At 42.5% G+C, this 21,028-nt stretch carries 18 protein-coding genes and 1 pseudogene; 6 read left to right on the forward strand and 13 right to left on the reverse strand.

Annotated elements, in window-relative coordinates:
• Positions 1–14: 14 nt before the first annotated feature.
• Both ACFN7Z_RS09555 and ACFN7Z_RS09560 read right to left on the reverse strand, forming a co-directional pair.
• On the reverse strand, positions 15–1,109 hold the full coding sequence (locus tag ACFN7Z_RS09555; RefSeq protein WP_010326551.1) for an acyl-CoA desaturase: 1,095 nt from the start codon (positions 1,107–1,109) through the stop codon (positions 15–17).
• 14 nt (positions 1,110–1,123) lie between these two features.
• On the reverse strand, positions 1,124–2,191 hold the full coding sequence (locus ACFN7Z_RS09560; RefSeq protein WP_159151849.1) for a ferredoxin reductase: 1,068 nt from the start codon (positions 2,189–2,191) through the stop codon (positions 1,124–1,126).
• A gap of 140 nt (positions 2,192–2,331) precedes the next feature.
• On the opposite strand from ACFN7Z_RS09560, the gene fabR reads away from it, so the two are divergent.
• Positions 2,332–3,027 (forward strand): HTH-type transcriptional repressor FabR, encoded by a 696-nt coding sequence (gene fabR, locus ACFN7Z_RS09565; RefSeq protein ID WP_004693528.1) that lies wholly within the window; start codon positions 2,332–2,334, stop codon positions 3,025–3,027.
• Between the two features lie 38 nt (positions 3,028–3,065).
• Here fabR and ACFN7Z_RS09570 read toward each other — a convergent pair whose 3' ends face one another.
• The 8 genes from ACFN7Z_RS09570 to ACFN7Z_RS09605 all read right to left on the reverse strand — a co-directional run bounded on the left by ACFN7Z_RS09570 (position 3,066) and on the right by ACFN7Z_RS09605 (position 13,368).
• A complete protein-coding gene (locus tag ACFN7Z_RS09570; protein WP_126036218.1) occupies positions 3,066–3,881 on the reverse strand; it encodes an alpha/beta fold hydrolase in 816 nt (271 codons plus the stop codon).
• Positions 3,882–4,020: 139 nt separating this feature from the next.
• Entirely contained in the window at positions 4,021–4,287 is a 267-nt protein-coding gene (locus ACFN7Z_RS09575) for a PAAR domain-containing protein (protein WP_005399638.1), read from the reverse strand.
• Positions 4,288–4,447: 160 nt separating this feature from the next.
• Positions 4,448–7,285 carry an RNA polymerase-associated protein RapA gene (gene rapA / locus ACFN7Z_RS09580; RefSeq protein WP_058869470.1) on the reverse strand — a complete coding sequence of 946 codons (2,838 nt, stop codon included), beginning with the start codon at positions 7,283–7,285 and terminating at the stop codon, positions 4,448–4,450.
• Between the two features lie 136 nt (positions 7,286–7,421).
• Entirely contained in the window at positions 7,422–8,066 is a 645-nt protein-coding gene (locus ACFN7Z_RS09585) for an RluA family pseudouridine synthase (RefSeq protein ID WP_010326546.1), read from the reverse strand.
• Positions 8,067–8,240: 174 nt separating this feature from the next.
• The gene (locus ACFN7Z_RS09590; protein ID WP_159151850.1) at positions 8,241–9,356 is read right to left on the reverse strand and encodes an ABC transporter permease; all 1,116 of its coding nucleotides are present in this window, start codon (positions 9,354–9,356) and stop codon (positions 8,241–8,243) included.
• Positions 9,357–9,375: 19 nt separating this feature from the next.
• Positions 9,376–10,506: an ABC transporter permease gene (locus ACFN7Z_RS09595; RefSeq protein ID WP_148826238.1), complete on the reverse strand. Its 1,131-nt coding sequence runs from the start codon at positions 10,504–10,506 to the stop codon at positions 9,376–9,378.
• A 10-nt stretch (positions 10,507–10,516) separates the two neighbouring features.
• Positions 10,517–12,334 carry an ATP-binding cassette domain-containing protein gene (locus tag ACFN7Z_RS09600; protein ID WP_159151851.1) on the reverse strand — a complete coding sequence of 606 codons (1,818 nt, stop codon included), beginning with the start codon at positions 12,332–12,334 and terminating at the stop codon, positions 10,517–10,519.
• Positions 12,335–12,345: 11 nt separating this feature from the next.
• Positions 12,346–13,368 (reverse strand): HlyD family efflux transporter periplasmic adaptor subunit, encoded by a 1,023-nt coding sequence (locus ACFN7Z_RS09605; protein ID WP_010326542.1) that lies wholly within the window; start codon positions 13,366–13,368, stop codon positions 12,346–12,348.
• Between the two features lie 110 nt (positions 13,369–13,478).
• Here ACFN7Z_RS09605 and ACFN7Z_RS09610 point away from each other — a divergent pair, with 110 nt between their 5' ends.
• The gene (locus ACFN7Z_RS09610) at positions 13,479–14,114 is read left to right on the forward strand and encodes a CerR family C-terminal domain-containing protein (RefSeq protein WP_004693547.1); all 636 of its coding nucleotides are present in this window, start codon (positions 13,479–13,481) and stop codon (positions 14,112–14,114) included.
• Here ACFN7Z_RS09610 and ACFN7Z_RS09615 read toward each other — a convergent pair.
• A complete protein-coding gene (locus tag ACFN7Z_RS09615) occupies positions 14,105–15,859 on the reverse strand; it encodes an amidohydrolase (RefSeq protein WP_010326541.1) in 1,755 nt (584 codons plus the stop codon). The two genes, ACFN7Z_RS09610 and ACFN7Z_RS09615, sit on opposite strands and share 10 nt — an antisense overlap.
• Before the next feature lie 153 nt (positions 15,860–16,012).
• Positions 16,013–16,897, reverse strand: coding sequence for a LysR family transcriptional regulator (locus tag ACFN7Z_RS09620; RefSeq protein ID WP_010326540.1), 885 nt, complete (start codon positions 16,895–16,897; stop codon positions 16,013–16,015).
• Positions 16,898–17,005: 108 nt separating this feature from the next.
• Between ACFN7Z_RS09620 and ACFN7Z_RS09625 the strand changes: the two genes are divergently transcribed.
• Together ACFN7Z_RS09625 and ACFN7Z_RS09630 are read left to right on the forward strand one after the other, a co-directional pair.
• Entirely contained in the window at positions 17,006–17,581 is a 576-nt protein-coding gene (locus ACFN7Z_RS09625) for a chromate transporter (protein ID WP_004693553.1), read from the forward strand.
• Positions 17,578–18,093, forward strand: coding sequence for a chromate transporter (locus tag ACFN7Z_RS09630; protein ID WP_010326539.1), 516 nt, complete (start codon positions 17,578–17,580; stop codon positions 18,091–18,093). The genes ACFN7Z_RS09625 and ACFN7Z_RS09630 overlap by 4 nt, the downstream gene beginning before the upstream one ends.
• A 147-nt stretch (positions 18,094–18,240) precedes the next feature.
• On the opposite strand, the gene ACFN7Z_RS09635 is transcribed toward ACFN7Z_RS09630, so the two are convergent.
• On the reverse strand, positions 18,241–19,614 hold the full coding sequence (locus ACFN7Z_RS09635; RefSeq protein ID WP_010326538.1) for an efflux transporter outer membrane subunit: 1,374 nt from the start codon (positions 19,612–19,614) through the stop codon (positions 18,241–18,243).
• A gap of 41 nt (positions 19,615–19,655) precedes the next feature.
• Here ACFN7Z_RS09635 and ACFN7Z_RS09640 point away from each other — a divergent pair, with 41 nt between their 5' ends.
• Positions 19,656–20,588 carry an IS5-like element ISAha1 family transposase gene (locus ACFN7Z_RS09640; protein ID WP_004637176.1) on the forward strand — a complete coding sequence of 311 codons (933 nt, stop codon included), beginning with the start codon at positions 19,656–19,658 and terminating at the stop codon, positions 20,586–20,588.
• 75 nt (positions 20,589–20,663) lie between these two features.
• Positions 20,664–20,897 (forward strand): annotated as a pseudogene (locus ACFN7Z_RS09645) (EamA family transporter); the annotation flags it as partial.
• Between the last annotated feature and the right edge of the window lie 131 nt (positions 20,898–21,028).

The raw sequence follows: 21,028 nt of genomic DNA on the forward strand, positions 1-21,028 counted from the left end.
AAGTGGCTTTTTACTTACTTTTTAAAGGGAAACGCATATTTCACAATACGTTTGATGACGCTACCATACTGTTTTAATAAGCTGGCATTGTTATAGTTAATGCCATACTTTTCACACACCGCTTGTACTTTCGGTGCCATTTTGCGGTAACGACGCGCAGGTACGTCTGGGTATAAGTGATGCTCAATTTGATGACTTAAGTGCCCTGTCAAAATATGGAATGCTTCTGAACCAGTTAAATTCGACGAACCACGAATTTGGCGCATGTACCAGTGACCACGGCTTTCATTTTCCAGTACTTTTTTCGGGAAAACTTCAACGTCTTTGGTGAAGTGACCACAGAAAATCACACTAAATGTCCACATATTGCGGATACCATTTGCAACCAAATTCCCTGTAAACACAGGCAACGCCGCAGGCCCTGCAATGAGTGGGAAAAACACATAATCTTTAAACAATTGTTTACCAATTTTGCGCTGCATAGGTTTCCATTCAGCTAAAGTCTGCGCTTTGCTTTTACGTCCCTTGAAGTATTTGCCTAATTCCAAGTTTTGGATCGCAACGCCCCATTGGAACAACAAACAAAATGGAATGCTATAAATCGGTTGCAATAAAAAGCCCGGTTTCCAACGTTGTTCTGGGAATAATCGAAGCAGACCATATCCAATGTCATCATCCATTCCTTTAATATTGGTATAGGTATGATGCTTGTAGTTATGGGTCTGACGCCAATTGTCTGCTGTACCTACGATGTCCCACTCATAGTTTTGACCATTAAACTTAGGGTCGTTCATCCAGTCATATTGACCGTGCATCACGTTATGACCTAATTCCATGTTTTCCATAATCTTGGCAAAACTCAGCAAGCCCGTGCCCAACACCCATGCAGGTGGGAACCAACCTGCAAATAAACATGCACGACCTGCAATAGATGCATAACGCACCGCTGCATAGACACGACGAATATATTGCGCATCTTTCTCGCCAATATCATCCAGTACTTCTTGCTTAATGGCATCTAGCTCACGTGCAAGTTCATCTAACTCAAATGTCGTTAACTCACGATTCTTCGGGTTTTTAAAATATTCAACTTTAACAGGCATATTCATTGTATTTATTCCCCTTATAAATCAACAATAAGATCGGTTTGTGCCGTATTGACACAAATTTTTAGAAAATTTCCAGGCTCAGAATTTTGTGCACCATTGACCAAGTTTTTGGTTGAACCTTCCACTTTGTTGCAGGCACATTTGTTACAGATTCCCATACGGCAGCCATGTTGAGGCTTCACATTTTGCTGTTCCAAACTTGCAAGAATAGATTGACCTTTTGGAATGCTTAAAATCTTTTTCGACTTTGTTAAGGTAATATTCACAAAACCAACATCATCGTTTGCAAATGGACTCATGCTAAAAGCTTCAGTTTTTAAGGTGTTAGCATGAGCGAAAAGCTGCTCAACCGTAGCCACAAAACCTGAAGGGCCACATGCATATACCGTTGCATTTTCAATCTGATCCAATCCAGACATATGGTTTTGGTTTAAACGCTCACCTTCATCTGATTCTTGGGTATAAAACATGCTGAATGTAAAGTTTGAGTATTGTGCTGCCAACTGCTCAAAATATGCTTTGAAAGCTGCATCAGTATGTTTTTTCACCCAATACATCAAATGTACATGCTGCTTTTTAAGCTTGGCAGTCTTCTCTAAACGTTTCAGTAAACTCAGCATGGGGGTAATACCACTGCCCGCAGCAAGTAAAATTAGCTGTTGATCATTTACAGTCAATTGCATATCGCCATAAGGCTGGCCGAATTCTAAGACATCGCCGATTTGAGCCTGCTCACATAGCCAATGACTTGCCTTGCCTTGGTCTACCATTTTTACATTGAGTAAGACATGTTGCGCATCAATCTGGGTCAAACTATAGGTACGTTCATAACGTACGCCTTGCACCACGACATATACAGGATGGTGTTGCCCCGCTTGCCCCATTTGAAAATGACGATTGGTTTGCAGCGTTAAACTCACCATATCGTGTGCAACTTGCTCTTTTTTTACCACTTTACCCAAAGCTTGGTATATCGACCAAAGTGGGTTGATTTTTTGAAGCCAAAAGTTAGCAGTGTGTCGGTCTATAACACTCTCAGCATACTCAGTTAAAGGAGATTTAGTTTTTTCAAGGATCTGCATAGTAAAGGACCACGCCATAGATTTTTAATTATTATACACATGTATATATATTTGTATATATACTCTGATTGTTTCGTTTCGTTTCACAATGCCGACCAGTGGGGCTATAATGAACCGATTGATTTAATTGCTTGATAAATATGACACCGACCACCATTCAAACCCATACAACCAACACAGAGCATGAAGCTTCAAAAAAACATGCACCAGTGCTTGCACGTAGTGTTGGTCGAAAAGCAACGATTACAAAAGATGAACTGTTTCAAGCTGCTTTAAATTTGATTGGTCCTGAAAAAAGTATTGCATCCCTGAGCTTGCGTGAAGTCGCACGTGAAGCAGGCATTGCGCCGAATAGTTTTTATCGTCATTTTAAAGATACCGATGAACTGGCTATCGAGTTGATTGAACGTGCAGGTGTTGTGCTACGCCAAATTTTGCATGAAGCACGGATCAAGGCCATTCGCCAAGAAAGTATTATTCGTAGCTCAGTCGAAGTTTTTATTGAACAACTCGATGCGGATGATGGCAACTTAAGCCTGCTATTACGCGAAGCATATACGGGTTCGGCATCTTATAAAAATGCGGTCGAAAGACAGTTGAATTATTTCCAACAAGAACTGAAAGACGATTTAATTCGTTTAGAACGTTTAAATAATAGCAAACTCTTCCACCCTGAATTGGTGTCCATGGCAATCACCCAATTGGTTTTCAATATGGGTGCCAAAGTGATTGATATGCCAAGTGTAGAGCGTAAAAAAATGGCTGAACAAACCATGATCATGATTCGCATGATTTTGGAAGGTTCACGTCATTTGGATGAGGCGATGATTCGCTAATCTGTTATTACACTCAACAGACTCACAGAAATATTTTCTTATTTGTTTCGCTGTTGCTCTTTAATGAGCTGGTGTACAAATTCTGCGGTCTGTTTCGGTTGTTCTAGCGGAAACATATGCCCGCCTTCAAGCACACTATAGTCGATCGCATAGGTTTTTTTCATCCCTTGGGGTAAACCTTGCTTATAGAAATGGCTATCTTTTGCAGTCAACACATGAATCGGCATATCAGGTGCTTTGCGTGGGGTACGCCACCACCATGCAGGCACTGTCCTGAAGATCTCAGCTTCAGTATGTTTGGGAATGGTTAGCGTCACCCCATTTCGAGTCGGATCACTTTTTAAACCACACGCTATAAAGTCTGCAAAACACTGTTCATCAAAGTCTTTAAAAATACGATTCGGTCTGAGCACCTGACTGGCCTGCTCAATACTTTCCCAATGATCACGCCGTTTGACGGTCACCGCAGCTGGGGTAAGTTTTTCAATGGACTTTGATCCCAGCTTTTGTAACGCTTCAAATAAAAAGGCTTTTGAACCGATCACAAACGGTGGGTCCATGATAATCACTTGCGAAAACAACTGTGGTTTTTTATAGGCCGCCATAAGTGTGAGTAAAGAGCCAAAAGAATGCCCTAAACCAATCACTTGTTGCCGTGGAAACTGCTGTTCAATATCTGAAATAACTTGATCCACCAACGCTTCCCAACGGTATTCCACGGGATAGTGAGGATCTAGACCAATCATCGGGATCGCTTTGACATCAAAATCTTGATTTAAAAATTGGAAGAATTTTTGATAGCTGCCCGAGGGAATGCCGTTTGCATGGGTAAAGTGTAAGGCTGGTTTGCTCATGTCATTCAGATCTATTGTTTTATAGCCTATTTACCATAATCTTTTTTTAATCCAAACGAAATGGCGCAGGATGAATCCTAAGTCATGGACTTTGATCACTTCGGCCAATTTTTAAAAATATTCTGGGATAGATCTGAGATCACTTTGCAGAAACAGTTAGATTTTGATTGCCTAAGAAAGTAGCGCCACAGTTGGTTTTGTCTCCTGCAATCACCACAGCACGCCCCAAGACCGTTGTACTCTGATCTGCTGCAATCGCAGAAACCACCATTCGACACTTTGGACAAAAGTGCTTCATTCCATTTAAATGCACAGCAATACCATTGATCACAAAACTGTTTTCACACTCAGTGACTATGCCACCATGTGTTGTTTTTGAACCCATTGTTACTAGAGCTTTAGACATAATTTATTGTTCGATACATTAGAGTTTTAATGGCGAAAATTCTAGCATAAGCAAGCGCTTAAAATTTCAATGAATTACTTTTCAAATACAACTTAGACATCCCTTTTTTAAGGATCCATTAAAAAAGCACCCAAAGGTGCTTTTCATACAGCAATTCCAATTATGGTTTAACCACAACCATCACTTGAATTGCTTCTGGTGTAACCGATAGGCCATCTAGCAAACCAAGACCTTCTTTTTGCAGTTTTTGTAGACGTGAAATTTCGTCTTCACGAATACTCGGATTAAACTGCTTTAAGTAAGTCAGACGGTCAATTTCGTATTGCCACTTACTGCCGTAGACTTCTTTCGCCTGTTGCACAAAGCTCGGTAAAGCCGCACGTGCAAGCTCTAATGCTTGTACATAACGCTGTTCAATCACTTCACGGCGTGCTTTCACGACTTGGCGACAGCTATTACCATCCAAATGATGTAAATATGGTTTTAAGATTTCAGGCGCAATTTTCTGCGACAGGTCTTGACCCTTTTCACTCAACAAAACGCGAACCAGCTGCTGCGGTAAGCTTGAAGGCAAATTCAATGCTTTCGGTGCAACCACATCGACCTTAAACCACACTTCTAACAACACCGAACCTTGTGGTAAAGCAGCTGACTTCAACACTGCAACGTTGGTACTACCAAAACCTTGAGTGTTGATCATTTCCATCACACTTTCAGTAAATGGATGTTCAAGGGTTAAATACTGAGCATCTTCACGTATCTGAGCTTGATCGCGGTAGAAGGTTGCAGTCATGCCTTCTTCGTCCAAGGTTAAACCTTGAACTTGCATTTGATCGGTTGGTTTAATGATGACTGTACCATTGCTTTGCTCGTCAAAATCAATGTTTGTCGACGCCATAAAACGCTTCATAAACATTGGCAAAGTGGTGTTGTCATCATAAGACTCAAGCGCTTGCACAATTTCTTGCGCCACAATTGGACGACAAGAGTTGTATTCAAGCAAACGGTCGCGACCTGATTGTAACTCTGCTTCTAAGGCTTCACGTTGTACGCTGACCGCTTCGAGTAAGTCATCAAACTGCTGACCTTGATCTGTCAGTAAACAATCTTTCAATTCAACAATAAAGTTTTCTTGTAAAGTTTGAGCAGTTGGCGAGATATTACTGAAAATATTCAAGGCTTCGTTATACCAACGGAACATACGTTCTTGCGCTGTACCAATTAGATACGGCACATGAATTTGAATCCGGTTTTCTTGACCAATACGGTCTAAACGACCAATACGTTGTTCAAGTACATCTGGGTTTGCAGGCAAGTCAAATAAAATCAAATCTGATGCAAACTGGAAGTTACGACCTTCAGAACCAATTTCAGAGCACAGTAAAATTTGTGCACCATAAGATTCTTCAGCAAAGTAGGCCGACGCTTGGTCACGCTCAAGTAAACTCATGCCTTCATGGAACATAGCGGTACGAATACCCGCATGTAAACGGAGTACATTTTCAAGCGCTTCAACTACTGGACCACTACGTGCAATCAACAACACTTTTTTGTGTTTTAAATCTGTACGTAGTTTTTCCATGAGCCACATGACACGCGGGTCAGCTTCCATCCATGCACCGTCAAGCTGTGCTTCTTCTGGCCACATTTGTTCACGCAATTTACCATCTTTAGACCAGTTTTCTGGTGCAGGCAAAGGTGCAGGCTGACAGTCACGACCTGGGAAACCTTGAATGGCCTCACGGGTGTTACGGAACAAAATACGCCCTGTACCATGACGGTCTAAAAGCTCATGAATGGCACGGAAACGTTGTTCGGGTGCATCTTCAATGCGATGCCCTAGCAAACCCTCCAATGCAGCCAAATGCCCTTCTTCAAGTGGCATATCTGACATCAGTACTTCAGCAATTTTTGCAGTTTGTTGATACTGGGTTTCTTCATCCAAGAAACGATCCAGCGAACTAAAACGCTGCGGGTCAAGTAAACGTAAACGCGCAAAGTGACTTTCCACACCCAGCTGTTCTGGGGTTGCCGTTAACAGTAAAACACCCGGTGTTTTTTCTGCTAGCTCTTCGATCAAGTCATAGCGGTCATTGCCACCGTCTTCTTCATTCCACATCAAGTGATGTGCTTCATCGACCACCAACAGATCGAAACCAGCTTCTAGGGCTTGTTCACGCAAGTCATCATGGTCAATCATCAAATCGATTGACGCAATAATGCATTGTTCAGTCAGGAATGGATTCAGTTCAGGGTCATGTTCTTTGATTGAAGCCGTACGGGTTAAATCAAATAATGAGAAGTTCAAATTGAAACGACGACGCATTTCAATCATCCACTGATATTGCAGTGAATCGGGTACCAAAATTAGGATGCGTTCTGAACGGCCCGTTTTAAGCTGTTGATGGATGATTAATCCAGCTTCAATGGTTTTACCTAAGCCCACTTCATCGGCTAAAAGGACACGGGGAGCAAAACGCTGACCCACTTCGTGTGCAATATACAACTGATGAGGAATCAAACCGACACGTGAACCGACCATGCCACGTAAAGGGCTCGACTTCATATTGGCTTGCATCAGCATTGCTTCAATACGTAAGTCGTACCATTCTTTATAGTCAATTTGGCTTGCCAATAAGCGATCAAGCGGTTTAGACAGCTGAATTTGAGCGCCAATGCGAGTCTCATTCAGTGATTTACGTTCTTCCGTACTATCTTCTAAGCGACGAACAACATTATAACGCACCACACCATGACGGTCTTCATGTGATTCAACCGTCCACTTGGTGCCTTCTTGATCTTGTAATTCATCGTTCACGTTAAAAATGATACGTGATAAAGGTGCATTATTCCGTGCATATACACGTGTTTCATCACTTTTAGGGAATAAGATGCTGACAGATCGCTCATCTACATCAATAAGAACTCCTAGACCGAGTTCCGTTTCAGTATCTGATAACCAACGTTGACCAATAGCAAACTGCTGCAATTTTTCCACCTTTATCTACAAGTTAGGACTGCAAATTTAATGCTCAAACATTGTTTGATATTTGAGCAAAATTATACACCTTTAAGCAATATATTTTGACATAAAGCTCACTAAAAAAGTGAGCAAAGTTGATGATTCCACGTACTTAAAATGGTACTGGACAAATAAATTCGATACGTTCATTGGTTTGGGGATGATGAAAACTCAAACGCTCTGCGTGTAAACACAAACGCGGCATCAAATCTTGCTGGTCAGGCGCAGCATAAAGCGTATCTCCCACGATAGGATGACCTAAAAACTGCATATGTACACGAAGTTGATGTGAACGCCCTGTAATGGGGGTGAGCGCCACACGAGTCACGGGCTGACCCTGTATTTCAAAATGTTCAATGGCTTTCCACTCCGTCAAAGCAGGCTTGTTATGACTGGGCTCTGCAATATGTAACGGTGGACGGGATGGATCATAAATCACAGGCACATCAACAGTGCCCTGACCATCTAAATGACCAGCCACAATCGCTTGATATGTTTTATCGGTTTGACGTTCTTGAAACTGACGAGAAATGGATTTTTGCCCCCAACGGCTGAGACCAAAAACCAAGATACCTGAGGTATCGCGATCAAGACGGTGGATCAGTAGTGTTTTAGGTTCTAGTTTGACTAAACGATTGATCATACAATCTTGTAAGTCTTCTGTCTTCCCCGGAACGGTGAGTATACCTGCAGGCTTATGGATGACCATAAAGTCTTCATCTCGATGAATCAGGTGTTCGGTTAGAAAATTACTCAAGGTTCCATTCCAAGCTGATCGCGAAAACAAGCGGGCAATAATAAAAAGCTTAAGCCAGAAATACAATGCAAAAATCGTTTTTTTTAATCATGAACCGATATTGATTGCATTATTTAACGTCAAATGCCTGATCACTGCCTGTATCGATAAGCGAGACATAAAGATATCACTCTCTTATGACAAACGATTTCTAAATAACCACGCAGCTAAAGGCAAAGTAATTACGGCTAATATCAACATCGGTACAAAGTCCCATTTCACTTGCGCAAAACTCGCACCTTCCAAATACACCCGTTGTACCAAGTCTATGCCAAAGCGTAACGGGTTGGCATAAGTCAGCCAATTCAATACTTCAGGCATATTTTGCACAGGAGTTAGTAAACCAGATAAAAGTGTCAAAGGCATGATCAAAAAGAAAGTATACAGCATGGCTTGTTGCATATTCAGTGCAATTGCTGAAATCGACAGTCCCACACCCACAACGGCAATATTAAAGGCAAATAATCCAAAATAAAGTAAGGTCAAGGAGCCATTCATCGGGATCTGAAACCAGAAAAGAATAATCGCTAAAATAATGGAAGATTGAATAACTCCAATAATAATCGGCGGAATGGCCTTCCCAATCATAATCTGCGTCGGGGTATAAGGTGTAACTAAGAGCTGATCAAAAGTCCCTTGTTCACGCTCGCGTGCTACTGAAAGTGCAGAAAGTAACAGTGTCTGCATCATACTTAAGGTTGCAATCAGAGATGGCATGATGCCCCATCTCGACTCGACATTCGGGTTATACCATGTCCGCGCTTGTACCGTGATCGCGGAGTTGATTCCCAAACGTTCTTGATTGACCTGCCCTACTACATTGCTGATGTAAGAACCCGCCATACTTGCGGTTGATGAGTTTCCCCCATCTAGAATCACTTGAATCGGCGAAGACTCTTGATTATTTAGCTTATCCTCAAAATCAGCAGGAATGGTGATGACCGCCAAGGCTGTTCGATCATTAATCACCTGTTGGATTTGTTGATTATTTTGCAAATCTGCTGTTCGTTTAAAAATTCCTGAACCATCTAAATGCGCTAAAACTTGTTGTGAGCTTTGGCTTCGGCTTTGATCCAGCACGGCATAATCAACATGATTCACATCATAACTTGCGGCATAACCAAACAAGACCGCTTGGATCAATACAGGCGCGATTAAGGTCACCCGATTGGCTGGATCGACTAAAATAGCTAAAAACTCTTTTCGAATCAGTACCCAAAGATAACGAAACCAGCGCATTAACGTTGCCATAACACCATTTTTCCTTTCGTTAGCCCAAGCGCTTTTTCAGTGTACGCGCGGTCATTGCTGTGAATAGCACGATATAAATCAATAAAATGCCACACTCTTTGAGCCACAAAGACCAATCATCACCACCGAGTAATAGAGTTTTAATCAAAGTCATATAGTGCGTTGCAGGTAAAACATTGCTGACGATTTGCACAATTAGCGGTAGGTTTCGTGTGTCGAACACAAAACCTGAAAGCATCAAAGCGGGCATGAAGCTGGCAAGCAGTGCCATCTGACTGGCTTGAAACTGACTTTTTGATAGGCCTGAAATCATCAGCCCCAACAGTAACGACACCATTAAATATAAAAAAGAAGCGCTCATGACAGAGAGTAGTGATGCGCGAATGGGTACATCAAACAGAACATGTGCTGCAACTAAGCACATCACAATATCAATCATCCCAATCACGATATAGGGCGCCAGTTTTGAAAGTACAATTTCTAGAGGACGTACGGGCGTAACATATAATGCTTCTAAAGTGCCACGCTCGCGCTCACGTGCAATCAGCAAACCTGTTAAAAATGCTCCGACTAAAGTCAAAATCAAGACAATTAAACCCGGTACTAAAAACCACGTACTATTTGCGGACTCGTTAAACCACATACGTTGTTCAACCGTGATGACGCTACCCACCGAAGCTGCATTTGTTCGGTCTGCTTGTATCAAACTGGCGGTATTGAGCGCACTGGTAATATAGCCCTGCAAGGCCGAAGCAATACTGGTCGAACGGCCATTGGTAATGACCTGAACAACACCCACTCCATTTGTATATTGCTCCGCAAAGTTGCTGGGTATATTGACGATGGCATCAATTTCAGCCTTGCCTATTGCGGCTTCAGCTTGGCTAAAGCTTGGATAGTGCTTGACGGTAATGTATTTAGAGCCGTTTAAGCCACTCATCAGTTGCTGACTCTGTGGCGTGGGCTGTTGCTCGACAACCCCAACTCGTCCGTTGGTTAAGTCGAAAGACAGCCCATAACCAAACAGCAAAATTAAAATAATCGGTAGAATGAAACCGATCGCCATACTACTTTTATCACGAAGCAGCTGTTTGGATTCTTTACGTGTCAAGGCAAACAGTCGTGTCCAGAAAGCTGAGAAATGATTCATCTGACGCTCCTCAGTGAGCCTGCATGTCCGCACGGGACTGTTCAACGATGGCAATAAAAGCGCTATTCATATCGTTTACACCCTCTAATTGTGCCATCCCACGAATCTGTTGAGGTGTGCCAATCGCCAACAATTTCCCTGCATCTTGAATCGCAATCCGATCACAATATTCAGCTTCTTCCATAAAGTGTGTGGTCACAATAATGGTCATGCCTTGGTTCGCTAGCTCTCCAATGGTGTACCAAAAAGAGCGCCTTGCTAACGGATCAATACCACTGGTCGGTTCATCTAAAAATACAATTTCAGGCTGATGTAACAGTGCTGCTGCCATCGACAAACGCAGTTTAAAACCATTTGGTAGATCACCGCTTTTTGCGTATGGCTTAAGTTCAAATTGGAGCAACGCTTTATCAATTTGCTGCTTTAACTGTTTGCCCGATAAGCCATAAGCGCCACCAAAGAATTTTAAATTATCCAACACGCTCAAATTGCCATACAGGGCAAACTTCTGCGATACATAACCAATTTTTGCCCTTGCCTGCGCACGAGCTGTACGTAAATTCATGCCTGCCACTTCCAACACACCACTGCTGGCGGGCAGTAAGCCACAGAGCATACGAAACGTCGTGGTCTTACCTGCACCATTAGGGCCAAGTAAACCAAAAATTTCGCCTCGATACACATCAAACGAGGTACTGGCCACGGCGGTAAAATCACCAAAGGTGCGTACCAAATCCTTCACCACAATCACAGGTTTTTCAAGCTGCTGTTTTACACTCTGCTCTGTTTTCACTTGTGGTGGATCAGAGTTTTCTATCAAAGTTATTGAAGGGTCTAAAGCTAAATTTTCCTGTGCCAATACCATTTTTTGAGTATGCTTCGCCACATGTAAAAGCAACATAAATGCATCTTCTAATTCTGCTGGCCTCTGTTCCGCAACAAGGCCTTTGGGTAACAGATCTGTAGGAAGTGTTGAGCTTTCAGTTCGCGTAATAAAACGCACTACATCTCCTTTGGGCACTGTATCGGCAATATAATATTGATTATCAAGTAAATGTGCTTGTAACACCCGCGCCTTCATGTCAGGTCTGGGTTTTACTTGCCATGTTTGTCCCTGTGCCTGAGCCGTCAGCTCGTCGGGTGTACCTTGCTTTAAGACTTGCCCATCCAACATGACATAAACCTGATGACAGCGCTCAGCTTCATCCATATACGCCGTACTGAGAATGACACTCAGGCTCTCCTCCCTCACCAATTGTTCAATGATGATCCACAAATCACGGCGTGAGAGTGGATCGACACCGACACTTGGCTCATCCAACAGCAATAGTTCAGGTGAACGGACTAAAGTGCAGACCAAACCTAACTTCTGCTTCATACCCCCAGAGAGTTTTCCTGCGGGACGTTCAGTAAAGCGCGCCAAGTCGGTAATCTTGAGCAAACGTGCAAAACGCTCCTTGCGAACGTCCATTGGCACGCCATGCAAATCCGCATACAAGTCTAAATTTTCTTGAATACTGAGGTCTTCATACAAACCAAACTTTTGCGGCATGTAGCTGATACGATCTTGCACAAATTGCGGGTCTTTGGCGACATCCATTCCTAAGACTTTTAAGCTTCCAGTAGTTGGCTCATATAAACCTGCGATCAATCTTAAAAATGTAGTTTTACCTGCACCATCAGGCCCAACCAAAGCCGTCAATTGTCCTGTTTTGATCTGCATATTTATGCCTTGCAAAGCCTGCACATCATCCAAACCTTTTTGTTCTGCTTTAAAGGTTTTGTTTAAATCCGTGGCAATCACAATGCTCTCTACTGACATCGACATATTCCCCTGCCTTAAGGATTGTTCGTGGCCATTGGGCGAGATGATTTGGCTATGTTCACCGTCACAGGTTGTCCCATCTTCAGTTGGTCATTCGGGTCATCGACATAAATACGGACTTCATAAACCAAAGTCGTGCGAATATCTTCGGTCTGTACCGTTTTCGGGGTAAATTCCGCGACAGATGAGATATAACCAATTTTTCCTGTGATGGGCTGATTCGGTTGTGAGTCACGAATAACTTGTGCTGCTGCGCCCATGTTGATATGCCCAAGATCCATTTCATTGGCATAAACACGCACCCATTTAGGATGGATCAGGGCAATGGTATAGACGGACTTGTTTGAAGTCGTCATGTCACCAACTTCTTGTAAACGTGCACGAATTACGCCATTCACAGGTGCTTGCAGCTGACTTTGTGTAATTTGATAATCAATCAAATCAAGATTGGCTTTGGTCGATTCATATTGTGCTTTAGCCGCTTCACGATCTTCTGCGCGTGCACCTTTCAAAAGTAGCTCTAGGTTGGCTTTTGTTTCACCTACGGCCGCTTCCGCCATTTTCATATTGCTTTTTGCAGCATCAACCTCTTGCTTACTCACCGCTTGACCCGCAGTACTCCGATTCAAGACATTTAAACGTTGGTATTGTTTATCGGCATTTTCAAATTGGGCTTGGGCAGACTGTACTTTCGCTTTCGCTTGGGTAATCTCTTCAGGTCGATTGCCCGCAGCTTGTTCATTTAAGGTTTGCTGTTGAACTTGTAACTGCGCTTGGGCTTGCTGTGCTTGTATAGTCAGCGAGTCAGTATTCAGTTCTGCAAGAACCTGACCTTTTTGAACGCGATCACCTTCTTGAACAGCCAAGCTTTGAATACGCCCAGCCGTTTCAAATGCAAGCGAGACTTGTCGAATATCAACATTGCCATATAGCACCAGATGATCGGGATCGGCTTTGTCTCGACTGAACCACAACAATGCAGCCGCTACAGCAATGAGCAACACCCCAACCAGCAGTATGAACTTACTTTTGTTCATGCACACCAAACCTTCGCTTAGTTTTAATACAAGTTTAAATTTAATTTAAACTATAACAATTCAGTTAAGAAAGATATACTTCAAGTCTAAATTTTGATGCAGAGTAAATAATGTCTAGAGCTGGACGTAGCGATGGTGATTTAACCAAATCGAAAATTTTGGATGCTGCTGGCCGCCTAATTGCTCAGGATGGTTTTGCAAAAACCACGAGTAAAGCTATTGCCAAGCTGGCCGAAGTCGATTTAGCTGCCATTAACTATCACTTCGATGGTCGTGATGGCTTATATCGTGCCGTACTTGCCGAAGCACATACACATTATATTGATGAACAAGAACTCTTGACCTTGCTTAACAGCTCTAAAACGCCCACTGAAAAACTGGAAGCTTTTTTTGAAAGCCTGATCGGTAAACTGGTTGAAACCGATGTCTGGCACAGCAAAGTGTTTGTTCGCGAACTTTTTTCACCGACTACCCACCTATACACGTTTATGCAAAATGATGGTGCGCGAAAGTTTCTTTTGGTTAAAAAAATTATTAGCCAAGTTTCAGGTATCGATGAAAATCATCCTGCACTTTTGCCTTGTGTACTCAGCACCGTCGCGCCTTGTATGATGCTGATTTTGGCAGATGCAAATGGTCCAAGCCCTCTTAAAAATGTCTCCAAGCTTGAACCTGCACTTTTAGTCAAACATCTCATGACCTTTTCAGTCGCAGGTTTACAAGCCGCTAAACAACTTTATCTTTGATAAACCAACTGTCCTTGCTTATAAGTTGCAAGGACTTTGATATCTTTGATTTTAGACGGATCAATTGTGATTGGATTGTCACTTAAAATAACAAAGTCACCGTATTTCCCTGTACTTAAAGTGCCTTTAATATCTTCTTCAAAATACTGATATGCAGCCCAGTCCGTCATCGTTTTAAGTGCGATATACGGGCTGACTTTTTGTGCCTCACCCAAAACTTTGCCTGTTCGCGTGGTGCGATTAACCGTTGCATCCAACACCATCATGCTTTTCGGTGGGATAACAGGAGCATCGTGATGCTCGGTGAAAATCATGCCTTTTCTTAAGGCTGAACCTGTTGGTGAGATGTGTTCAGCACGCTTTTCACCTAAGGTTTGTGCCACATGCCAATCCCCCCAGTAGTAGGTATGCAAAGAAAAGAAGGATGGAATCAAATGAAGCTGCTTTGCTCGATCCAGTTGATCCTCTCGCATAGTTTGCGCATGAATAATGACATCTCGTCGCTGTGAGGCATCATATTTCTTTTGCGCATTGGCAATCACATTGAGGTATTGATCAATCGCAGCATCACCATTGGCATGTGCCAAAATGGGCCAATGCTGCCTGAAAGCCAAATCAATCATGTGCTGGACTGTTTTTTGCTCTGGAAATGCAGGATAGCCACGATAGTTCTTATCTTTCCCTTCAGGCGGAACCACATAGGGTTCAGTTAACCATGCTGTTTTACCTTGGGGTGAACCATCTAAGCTAATTTTCACGCCACCAATTCTAAAGTGATTGACATAGTTTTTGCTTACTCCTTTTTCAAGCATATATGCCTGTTCTGAACTGATATCAGGATAAGAGACGACATCAATCGCTAATTTGTTTTGATTAGCCAAACTGCGCCAAAGTTCTGAAGTACCACGATCAGCTCGTCCTTCTTGTACCGTGGTGTAACCATTTTTCATATAAGTCTGTACCGCAGTCAACGCCATCTGCTGCATCATTTCAGGTGGGACCGTTTTAAACGCCTGTAGCATGGCTTCAATCACAACACTTTCTTCCAGTACACCATTTGGAATATTTGTCCCGACTACTCGTCGAATCACACCACCACTGGGGTTACTACTTTTTTCATTAATGCCTAACAACTCTAGCACTTTGTGATTCACAGAGGCCAAATGTCCAGACTGATGCAAAATCAGTACAGGTTGAGTCGTTGAAATCTGATCTAAATCTGTGGCTGTTGGATGAGCTTTCTCTTGTAGCTGGGCATCATCATAACCATTGCCAATAATCCAGCCAGAAGTCGCTTGGACAAAGGTTGGCTTTTGCTTCGCCCACGCCTTCATTTCTTGGATAAGTGTGGCAATACTCACCACCTTGCCATCTGGCGGCGGATATAAATTTGCCACAGTTTGCTGCATACCGACAGAGTTTAAATGACTATGTGCATCGATGATGCCAGGGATGACGGTCTTGTTATTCAAGTTTAAGCGTTTCGCCTGTGGCGCAAGCTTTTCAGCCTCAGACAATGGGCCTGTATAACGGATCTTTCCATCTTGAATTATCATGGCATCGACATAGCTGGGCTGCATGCCTTGCATGGTTAAAATGTGGCCACCATAGACCAATAAGGCATTTTGCGCCTGTTGTTGTGTGTTTGAAGCGGTGCTAGACAGACTGGTTGCACAACCACTCATCATTACCACAGTGGAAGAAAGTAGAGCCGTGAGTGCAAAAGAAACCTTATTAAAAAGCATGGGTTAAACACCCCATATTGCTAAATATTATATTTTGCTCCGTACGAGCATTCGTTATAGTTATAAAACTTTAAATACAACACATCATCACTCTACCTTAGCACTTTAAGCCAGCTCTTGTCAGGCAGAATAAAGTGCTCAATATTCAACGAATTATTGCAATAACTTTAAGATGTGTTGCAAACGGACATTGTCTATATTTTCTTTATACACTGCATAAATCGGCGCAATACATGGGTTATTGGCCTTAAGCGTTTTATAAACAATCTGCTTATTCCAAAAGTCACGAATGGCCTCAGGCACGATGGATAAACCAATCCCTGCAGCAATCAAGTTTAAGCTTGAGGTTAAACGTGGCGCTTCTTGTACAATTTTGGGACTAAATCCAGCTTGGTAACAACTGGCCAAAATATTATCGAATAAATCTTGTCCAGCTAAACGTCGGTATAACACAAAATCATGCGGTTCAAGATCCAGCAAGTGAATCGGTTCGGCTTGTTCAGCCAAAGGATGATTGTTGGGTAAAGCCACAATGAGCGGTTCATCTAATACATGTAGACTGGTTAAACCAAGGCCAATCGGTGCAGGTTTGCGTAAGAACACAATGTCATTTTTTTCATTACTAATGGAGTCTATCAGCGAGCTACTGCCATCTTCTTCCAGATGAATTGAAACACGTGGAAAAGTTTCCCGAAAGTTACGCAGCAAGGCCGGTAAAAAAGGATGTAAGCCAACCGAGTTGGTAAAGCCAATATTAATCTGACCTTCGACCCCCAAAGAAATATCCTGCACACGTTTAGGAATTAACTGTGCATGCGCCAATATCGCAAGGGCTTCTTTGTACAATACCTTGCCCGCCTCCGTTACCTCAACACCACGCGGCAAACGCTTTAGCAGTTGTGTATTCAACTCTTCTTCCAAGCTTTTGATAATCCGTGTCAACGGTGGTTGTTGCATATTCAAACGAACAGCTGCATGCGAAATATTACTTTCTTCTACCACTGCAACAAATGCTCTGAGTTTATGGATATCGATCATGTCTGCCCTATTAAACATACTTTTTCAGTATATATAACGTCAAAAATAGCATTTTTCAACATATCTCTACAGGTTCATACTGGGCACATTCCACAAAAGGCGAAAGACATGAACACTGAAGTGCTCCCTGCTGAACAAATAACCCATCCAACTTCACGGGAATTATTTGCAGGCTTTATGAAGCTGGGACTCATGGGCTTTGGTGGCGTATTGCCACTTGCACATCAAATGGTTGTAGAAGACCAAAAATGGCTCAACACGGAAGAGTTCACGCACTTATTGGGTGTCTGTCAAATCCTCCCTGGAGGAAACATCATTAATATGGCCGTTGCCATTGGTTATGAGTTTCAGGGGGTTAAAGGTGCGATTAGTGCCGTTCTCGGGTTAATTTTTGCACCGACGGTGATTGTGATTTTACTGTATCAGCTCTATAGCCAATTTCAAAGTATCCCCGTGATTCAGCACATGATACAGGGACTGGCAGCGGCAGCAGCAGGTTTACTATTTGCGATGGGGCTAAAAATGCTGAAACCCATTCTGAAAAGTTACCTCACGATCTTTACCATTGCGCTGACCATTGTCTTTATGCTGATCATTAAGATTCCCTTGGCATTAACGTTACTGATCTTAGTGAGCATCAATGTCGCAGTCTTAAGCTTGAAAAAAAGAGGAAAAAACGCATGATTTTACTCACCTTAGCTATCGTTTTTACCCAGCTTTCTATACTGGCCTTTGGTGGTGGCAATGCCATTTTGCCAGAAATGCAGCATCAAGTGGTTGAAGTGCATCGTTGGCTTACTGCCACAGAGTTCAGCACCATGTTTGCCATGGCTCAAGCGGCTCCGGGCCCCAATATGATGATTGTGCCACTGGTCGGTTGGCATGTGGCTGGACCTGCTGGACTGTTCGTGACTTCATTGGCAAAGTTTGGGCCCTCTTCTATACTGACTGTATTTGCACTCAAGTTTTGGAACCAGTTTAAGGATCATCCACTACGCAGCATGTTTGAAAAAGCACTGAAACCGATTACCGTCGGCTTGGTTTTGGTCAGTGCATATATTATTGCCGCAGCATCTGCTCAGAACTGGTTACTTATCGCGATCGTTATCGTTGCGACAGGGTTAAGCTTAGTGAAAAAAATTCATCCACTGTGGGTCATGCTCTTCGGGGCAGTGTCAGGCGCACTGTTTTTATAAACGGTGTGTCATAAAAGTTCGTGTTCAATAGTACATACTATCTATTTTATTATTACTTTCAAATACATAGTATAAGCCTTGCATCTGAAAACCAAGATGTAAGGCTTAATGGTTTGGTCAATCACCGATTGAAAAGAAAGCAAGTGTTTAGGAAATATTCCCACCCAAAGCAGTCATTAATTGCGCTGTATTTTTTAATTGCATTTGTTGTAACTCTAATGTGCTCTGTTCAGCTTGCAGCCTTAAATTCTGCGCCGTGACCACTTCCAAATAACTGACTAAACCTGCGTTATAACGTCGCATCACTACTTGTTCATTTTCTTTAGTTAGTTGCAGTAACTGAGCTTGCTCCAGTTGTTGTTGTTTCAAACTTGAAGTTTGCATTAAAGCATCATCAACTTCCTTCCAGCCCGTAAGTACAGCTTGCTTATAGGCTGCTAATTTTTCATCATAACTTGCCTGCGCTTGGGCAATTTCAGTTTGCCGTTTTCCACCATCAAAAATAACCGAAGCCGCTTCTAGTCCCGTAGACCATAAATATGCAGGGGCTTGGAACAACTGACCCAACACTTGACTATTTAAACTCGCATTAAGACCAATATTAATATCTGGCAACCATGCCGTTTGTGCTAAACCCAACTGTGCATGTGTACTCGCAAGCTCCCGCTCTGCACGAATCACATCAGGACGTTGCATGAGTAAGCGACTTGGTAACTGTGCAGGTACAGTAGGAATACTCAAACCTTGCTGACGTTTCACCAGTTGAAACTGAACCACACTTTTACCCTGTAAGACCGCCAGCACATTTTCCTGTAAATTACGTTCACGCTGCATTTCAATCTGCTGTATTTGCACTTGTTTCAACTGCGTTTCTGCCTGTATAACATCTGCCCGCGCAATCATCCCTGCTGTATATTGGTTTTTTAAAATTTGCACTGAACGCACGTAACTTTTTTGGGTTTGCTGCAATACATCAAGTTGCGCATCCAAAACACGAATGTTCCAATAAGCCTCAGTCGCCAATAACTGTTGATTCAGTTTCACTGCGGCTAAGTCCGCCTGCACCGCTTCTAAATTTGCCTGTTGTCCCTTTATCGCTTTCGCCACACGTCCCCAAACATCAGGAATCCAGCTGGCCTGAACCCCAGTACTAAACTGACTATTTGGAGAGGTATGCTTTGCGCCATTACGCTTGGCAGCACTTTCTAAGCTTAGACTGGCAGAACGACTGGCTTTTTGCTGCTCAAGTAAAGCATTGGCTTGTCTATAACGTGCCTCGGCCTGTTTCAAATTTAAGTTTTCTGCATTTAACTGTTGCAGCAGTTGGACTAAAACGGGGTCTTCATAAATTTTCCACCATGCGACTGTCGCTCCTTTTAAGCCTGCGGTTTCTGTCCAATTGAGCGCAGCATATTTATATTGCTCATCCGTGTGAATCAGCGGTGTTTTATATTCGGGAGGACGTATGACAGCTGTAGAACTACACGCAGTTAACAACAACACACAACGGCTTTGTTGCACAAACCTATCTCTAAAGGCTTATTCCACAATATAATTCTAAAATGAATAAGCCCACACCTAAAATCTATCGTACAACCAATTGGTCTTCTTATAACAGTGCATTAATAAATCGAGGAAATCTCTCAATTTGGTTTGATCCCAAGACTCAATGGTACGCTCAACCCAAAGGTAAACATGGTCGAAATCAAACTTATTCAGATACAGCCATCCAATGCTGTTTAATGATCAAATCCTTATTTCGTCTTTCTTTACGCATGGTCACTGGCTTTGTGCAAAGTCTCATTCATCTTTGTAGATTAGATTGGACAGCACCAGACTATTCCACCATCTGCAGAAGACAAAAGCATATTGATATTGCAATTAACTATCAAAAAAGCAGTAATGGTCTCCAGCTACTCGTCGATTCTACTGGCTTAAAGTTTCTAGGCGAAGGTGAATGGAAGCGTAAGAAACACCAACCTGAATATCGTCGCCAATGGCGTAAACTTCATATTGGTATAGATGCTGAAACCCTTCAAATACGCGCTATTCAACTCACTACAAATAATGTGAGTGATTCACAAGTGCTTGGTGATTTACTCGATCAGATTCCACAAGATGAGCAGATTGACTCTGTCTATACTGATGGGGCTTATGACACCAAGCAATGCCGTCAAGTAATTGCAGACCGACAAGCACATGCGGTGATTCCGCCAAGAAAAAATGCGAAACCTTGGAAAGATACAAAGACCAGCTCGCTAGAGCGAAATGAATTACTTCGAACAGTTAAACGTTTAGGAAGAACAATATGGAAAAATTGGTCAGGCTATCATCGCAGAAGTCTGATAGAAACCAAGATGCATTGCATCAAATTATTAGGCGATAAACTCCGTGCGAGAAACTTTCAAAGCCAAGTCAATGAGATTCATGCACGTGTGGCCGTATTAAATAAATTTACAGATTTAGGTCGACCTCACACCCAAGTTGCCACTTAAATTTAGATAACTTGGAAGAAGTTTAGCTTTTGAATGTTTGTGCAACAAAGCCGTTTTGAACTGCAACCCACCATTTATTTAGTCCTTGCAGCCTTTGCAATGGGTATGGGCTATGGCGCATGGAATATTGGTATATTGCATGGCAATGTCACGCTCTTGGCTGCTGCGTCGTATTTTATTCCTGTATTTTCCGCTGTAGTTTCCGCCTTCATTTTAAGTACCCATTTAACTTTCAGTTTTTGGCAAGGCGCGTTGATGGTCTGTCTTGGCGCTCTACTCTGTTGGGTTTCGACCAAAACCAAAGCTTAAATGATTCAAAACAGCGTCTCTTTCAAGCCAATTTTCAGCGCTAATCCTTATGTTTTAAACCAGTAACTTAATAAAAAAGCCAACGCATGTGATCTCATCGTTGGCTTTGTATTGTTTTAAACAAAGTGGAT

Source organism: Acinetobacter sp. P1332 (assembly GCF_044057475.1).
In the GTDB taxonomy this organism is placed as follows: domain Bacteria; phylum Pseudomonadota; class Gammaproteobacteria; order Pseudomonadales; family Moraxellaceae; genus Acinetobacter; species Acinetobacter johnsonii.

Bases quoted from the DNA above. Each gene is read 5' to 3' on its own strand.
- ACFN7Z_RS09595 (WP_148826238.1), bottom strand. From the start codon at position 10,506: ATGAATCATTTCTCAGCTTTCTGGACACGACTGTTTGCCTTGACACGT.
- ACFN7Z_RS09555 (WP_010326551.1), bottom strand. From the start codon at position 1,109: ATGAATATGCCTGTTAAAGTTGAATATTTTAAAAACCCGAAGAATCGT.
- ACFN7Z_RS09640 (WP_004637176.1), top strand. From the start codon at position 19,656: ATGAATAAGCCCACACCTAAAATCTATCGTACAACCAATTGGTCTTCT.
- ACFN7Z_RS09590 (WP_159151850.1), bottom strand. From the start codon at position 9,356: ATGGCAACGTTAATGCGCTGGTTTCGTTATCTTTGGGTACTGATTCGA.
- ACFN7Z_RS09600 (WP_159151851.1), bottom strand. From the start codon at position 12,334: ATGTCGATGTCAGTAGAGAGCATTGTGATTGCCACGGATTTAAACAAA.
- ACFN7Z_RS09570 (WP_126036218.1), bottom strand. From the start codon at position 3,881: ATGAGCAAACCAGCCTTACACTTTACCCATGCAAACGGCATTCCCTCG.
- ACFN7Z_RS09630 (WP_010326539.1), top strand. From the start codon at position 17,578: ATGATTTTACTCACCTTAGCTATCGTTTTTACCCAGCTTTCTATACTG.
- ACFN7Z_RS09620 (WP_010326540.1), bottom strand. From the start codon at position 16,897: ATGATCGATATCCATAAACTCAGAGCATTTGTTGCAGTGGTAGAAGAA.
- ACFN7Z_RS09625 (WP_004693553.1), top strand. From the start codon at position 17,006: ATGAACACTGAAGTGCTCCCTGCTGAACAAATAACCCATCCAACTTCA.
- ACFN7Z_RS09575 (WP_005399638.1), bottom strand. From the start codon at position 4,287: ATGTCTAAAGCTCTAGTAACAATGGGTTCAAAAACAACACATGGTGGC.
- ACFN7Z_RS09560 (WP_159151849.1), bottom strand. From the start codon at position 2,191: ATGCAGATCCTTGAAAAAACTAAATCTCCTTTAACTGAGTATGCTGAG.
- ACFN7Z_RS09610 (WP_004693547.1), top strand. From the start codon at position 13,479: ATGTCTAGAGCTGGACGTAGCGATGGTGATTTAACCAAATCGAAAATT.
- ACFN7Z_RS09615 (WP_010326541.1), bottom strand. From the start codon at position 15,859: ATGCTTTTTAATAAGGTTTCTTTTGCACTCACGGCTCTACTTTCTTCC.
- ACFN7Z_RS09605 (WP_010326542.1), bottom strand. From the start codon at position 13,368: ATGAACAAAAGTAAGTTCATACTGCTGGTTGGGGTGTTGCTCATTGCT.
- fabR (WP_004693528.1), top strand. From the start codon at position 2,332: ATGACACCGACCACCATTCAAACCCATACAACCAACACAGAGCATGAA.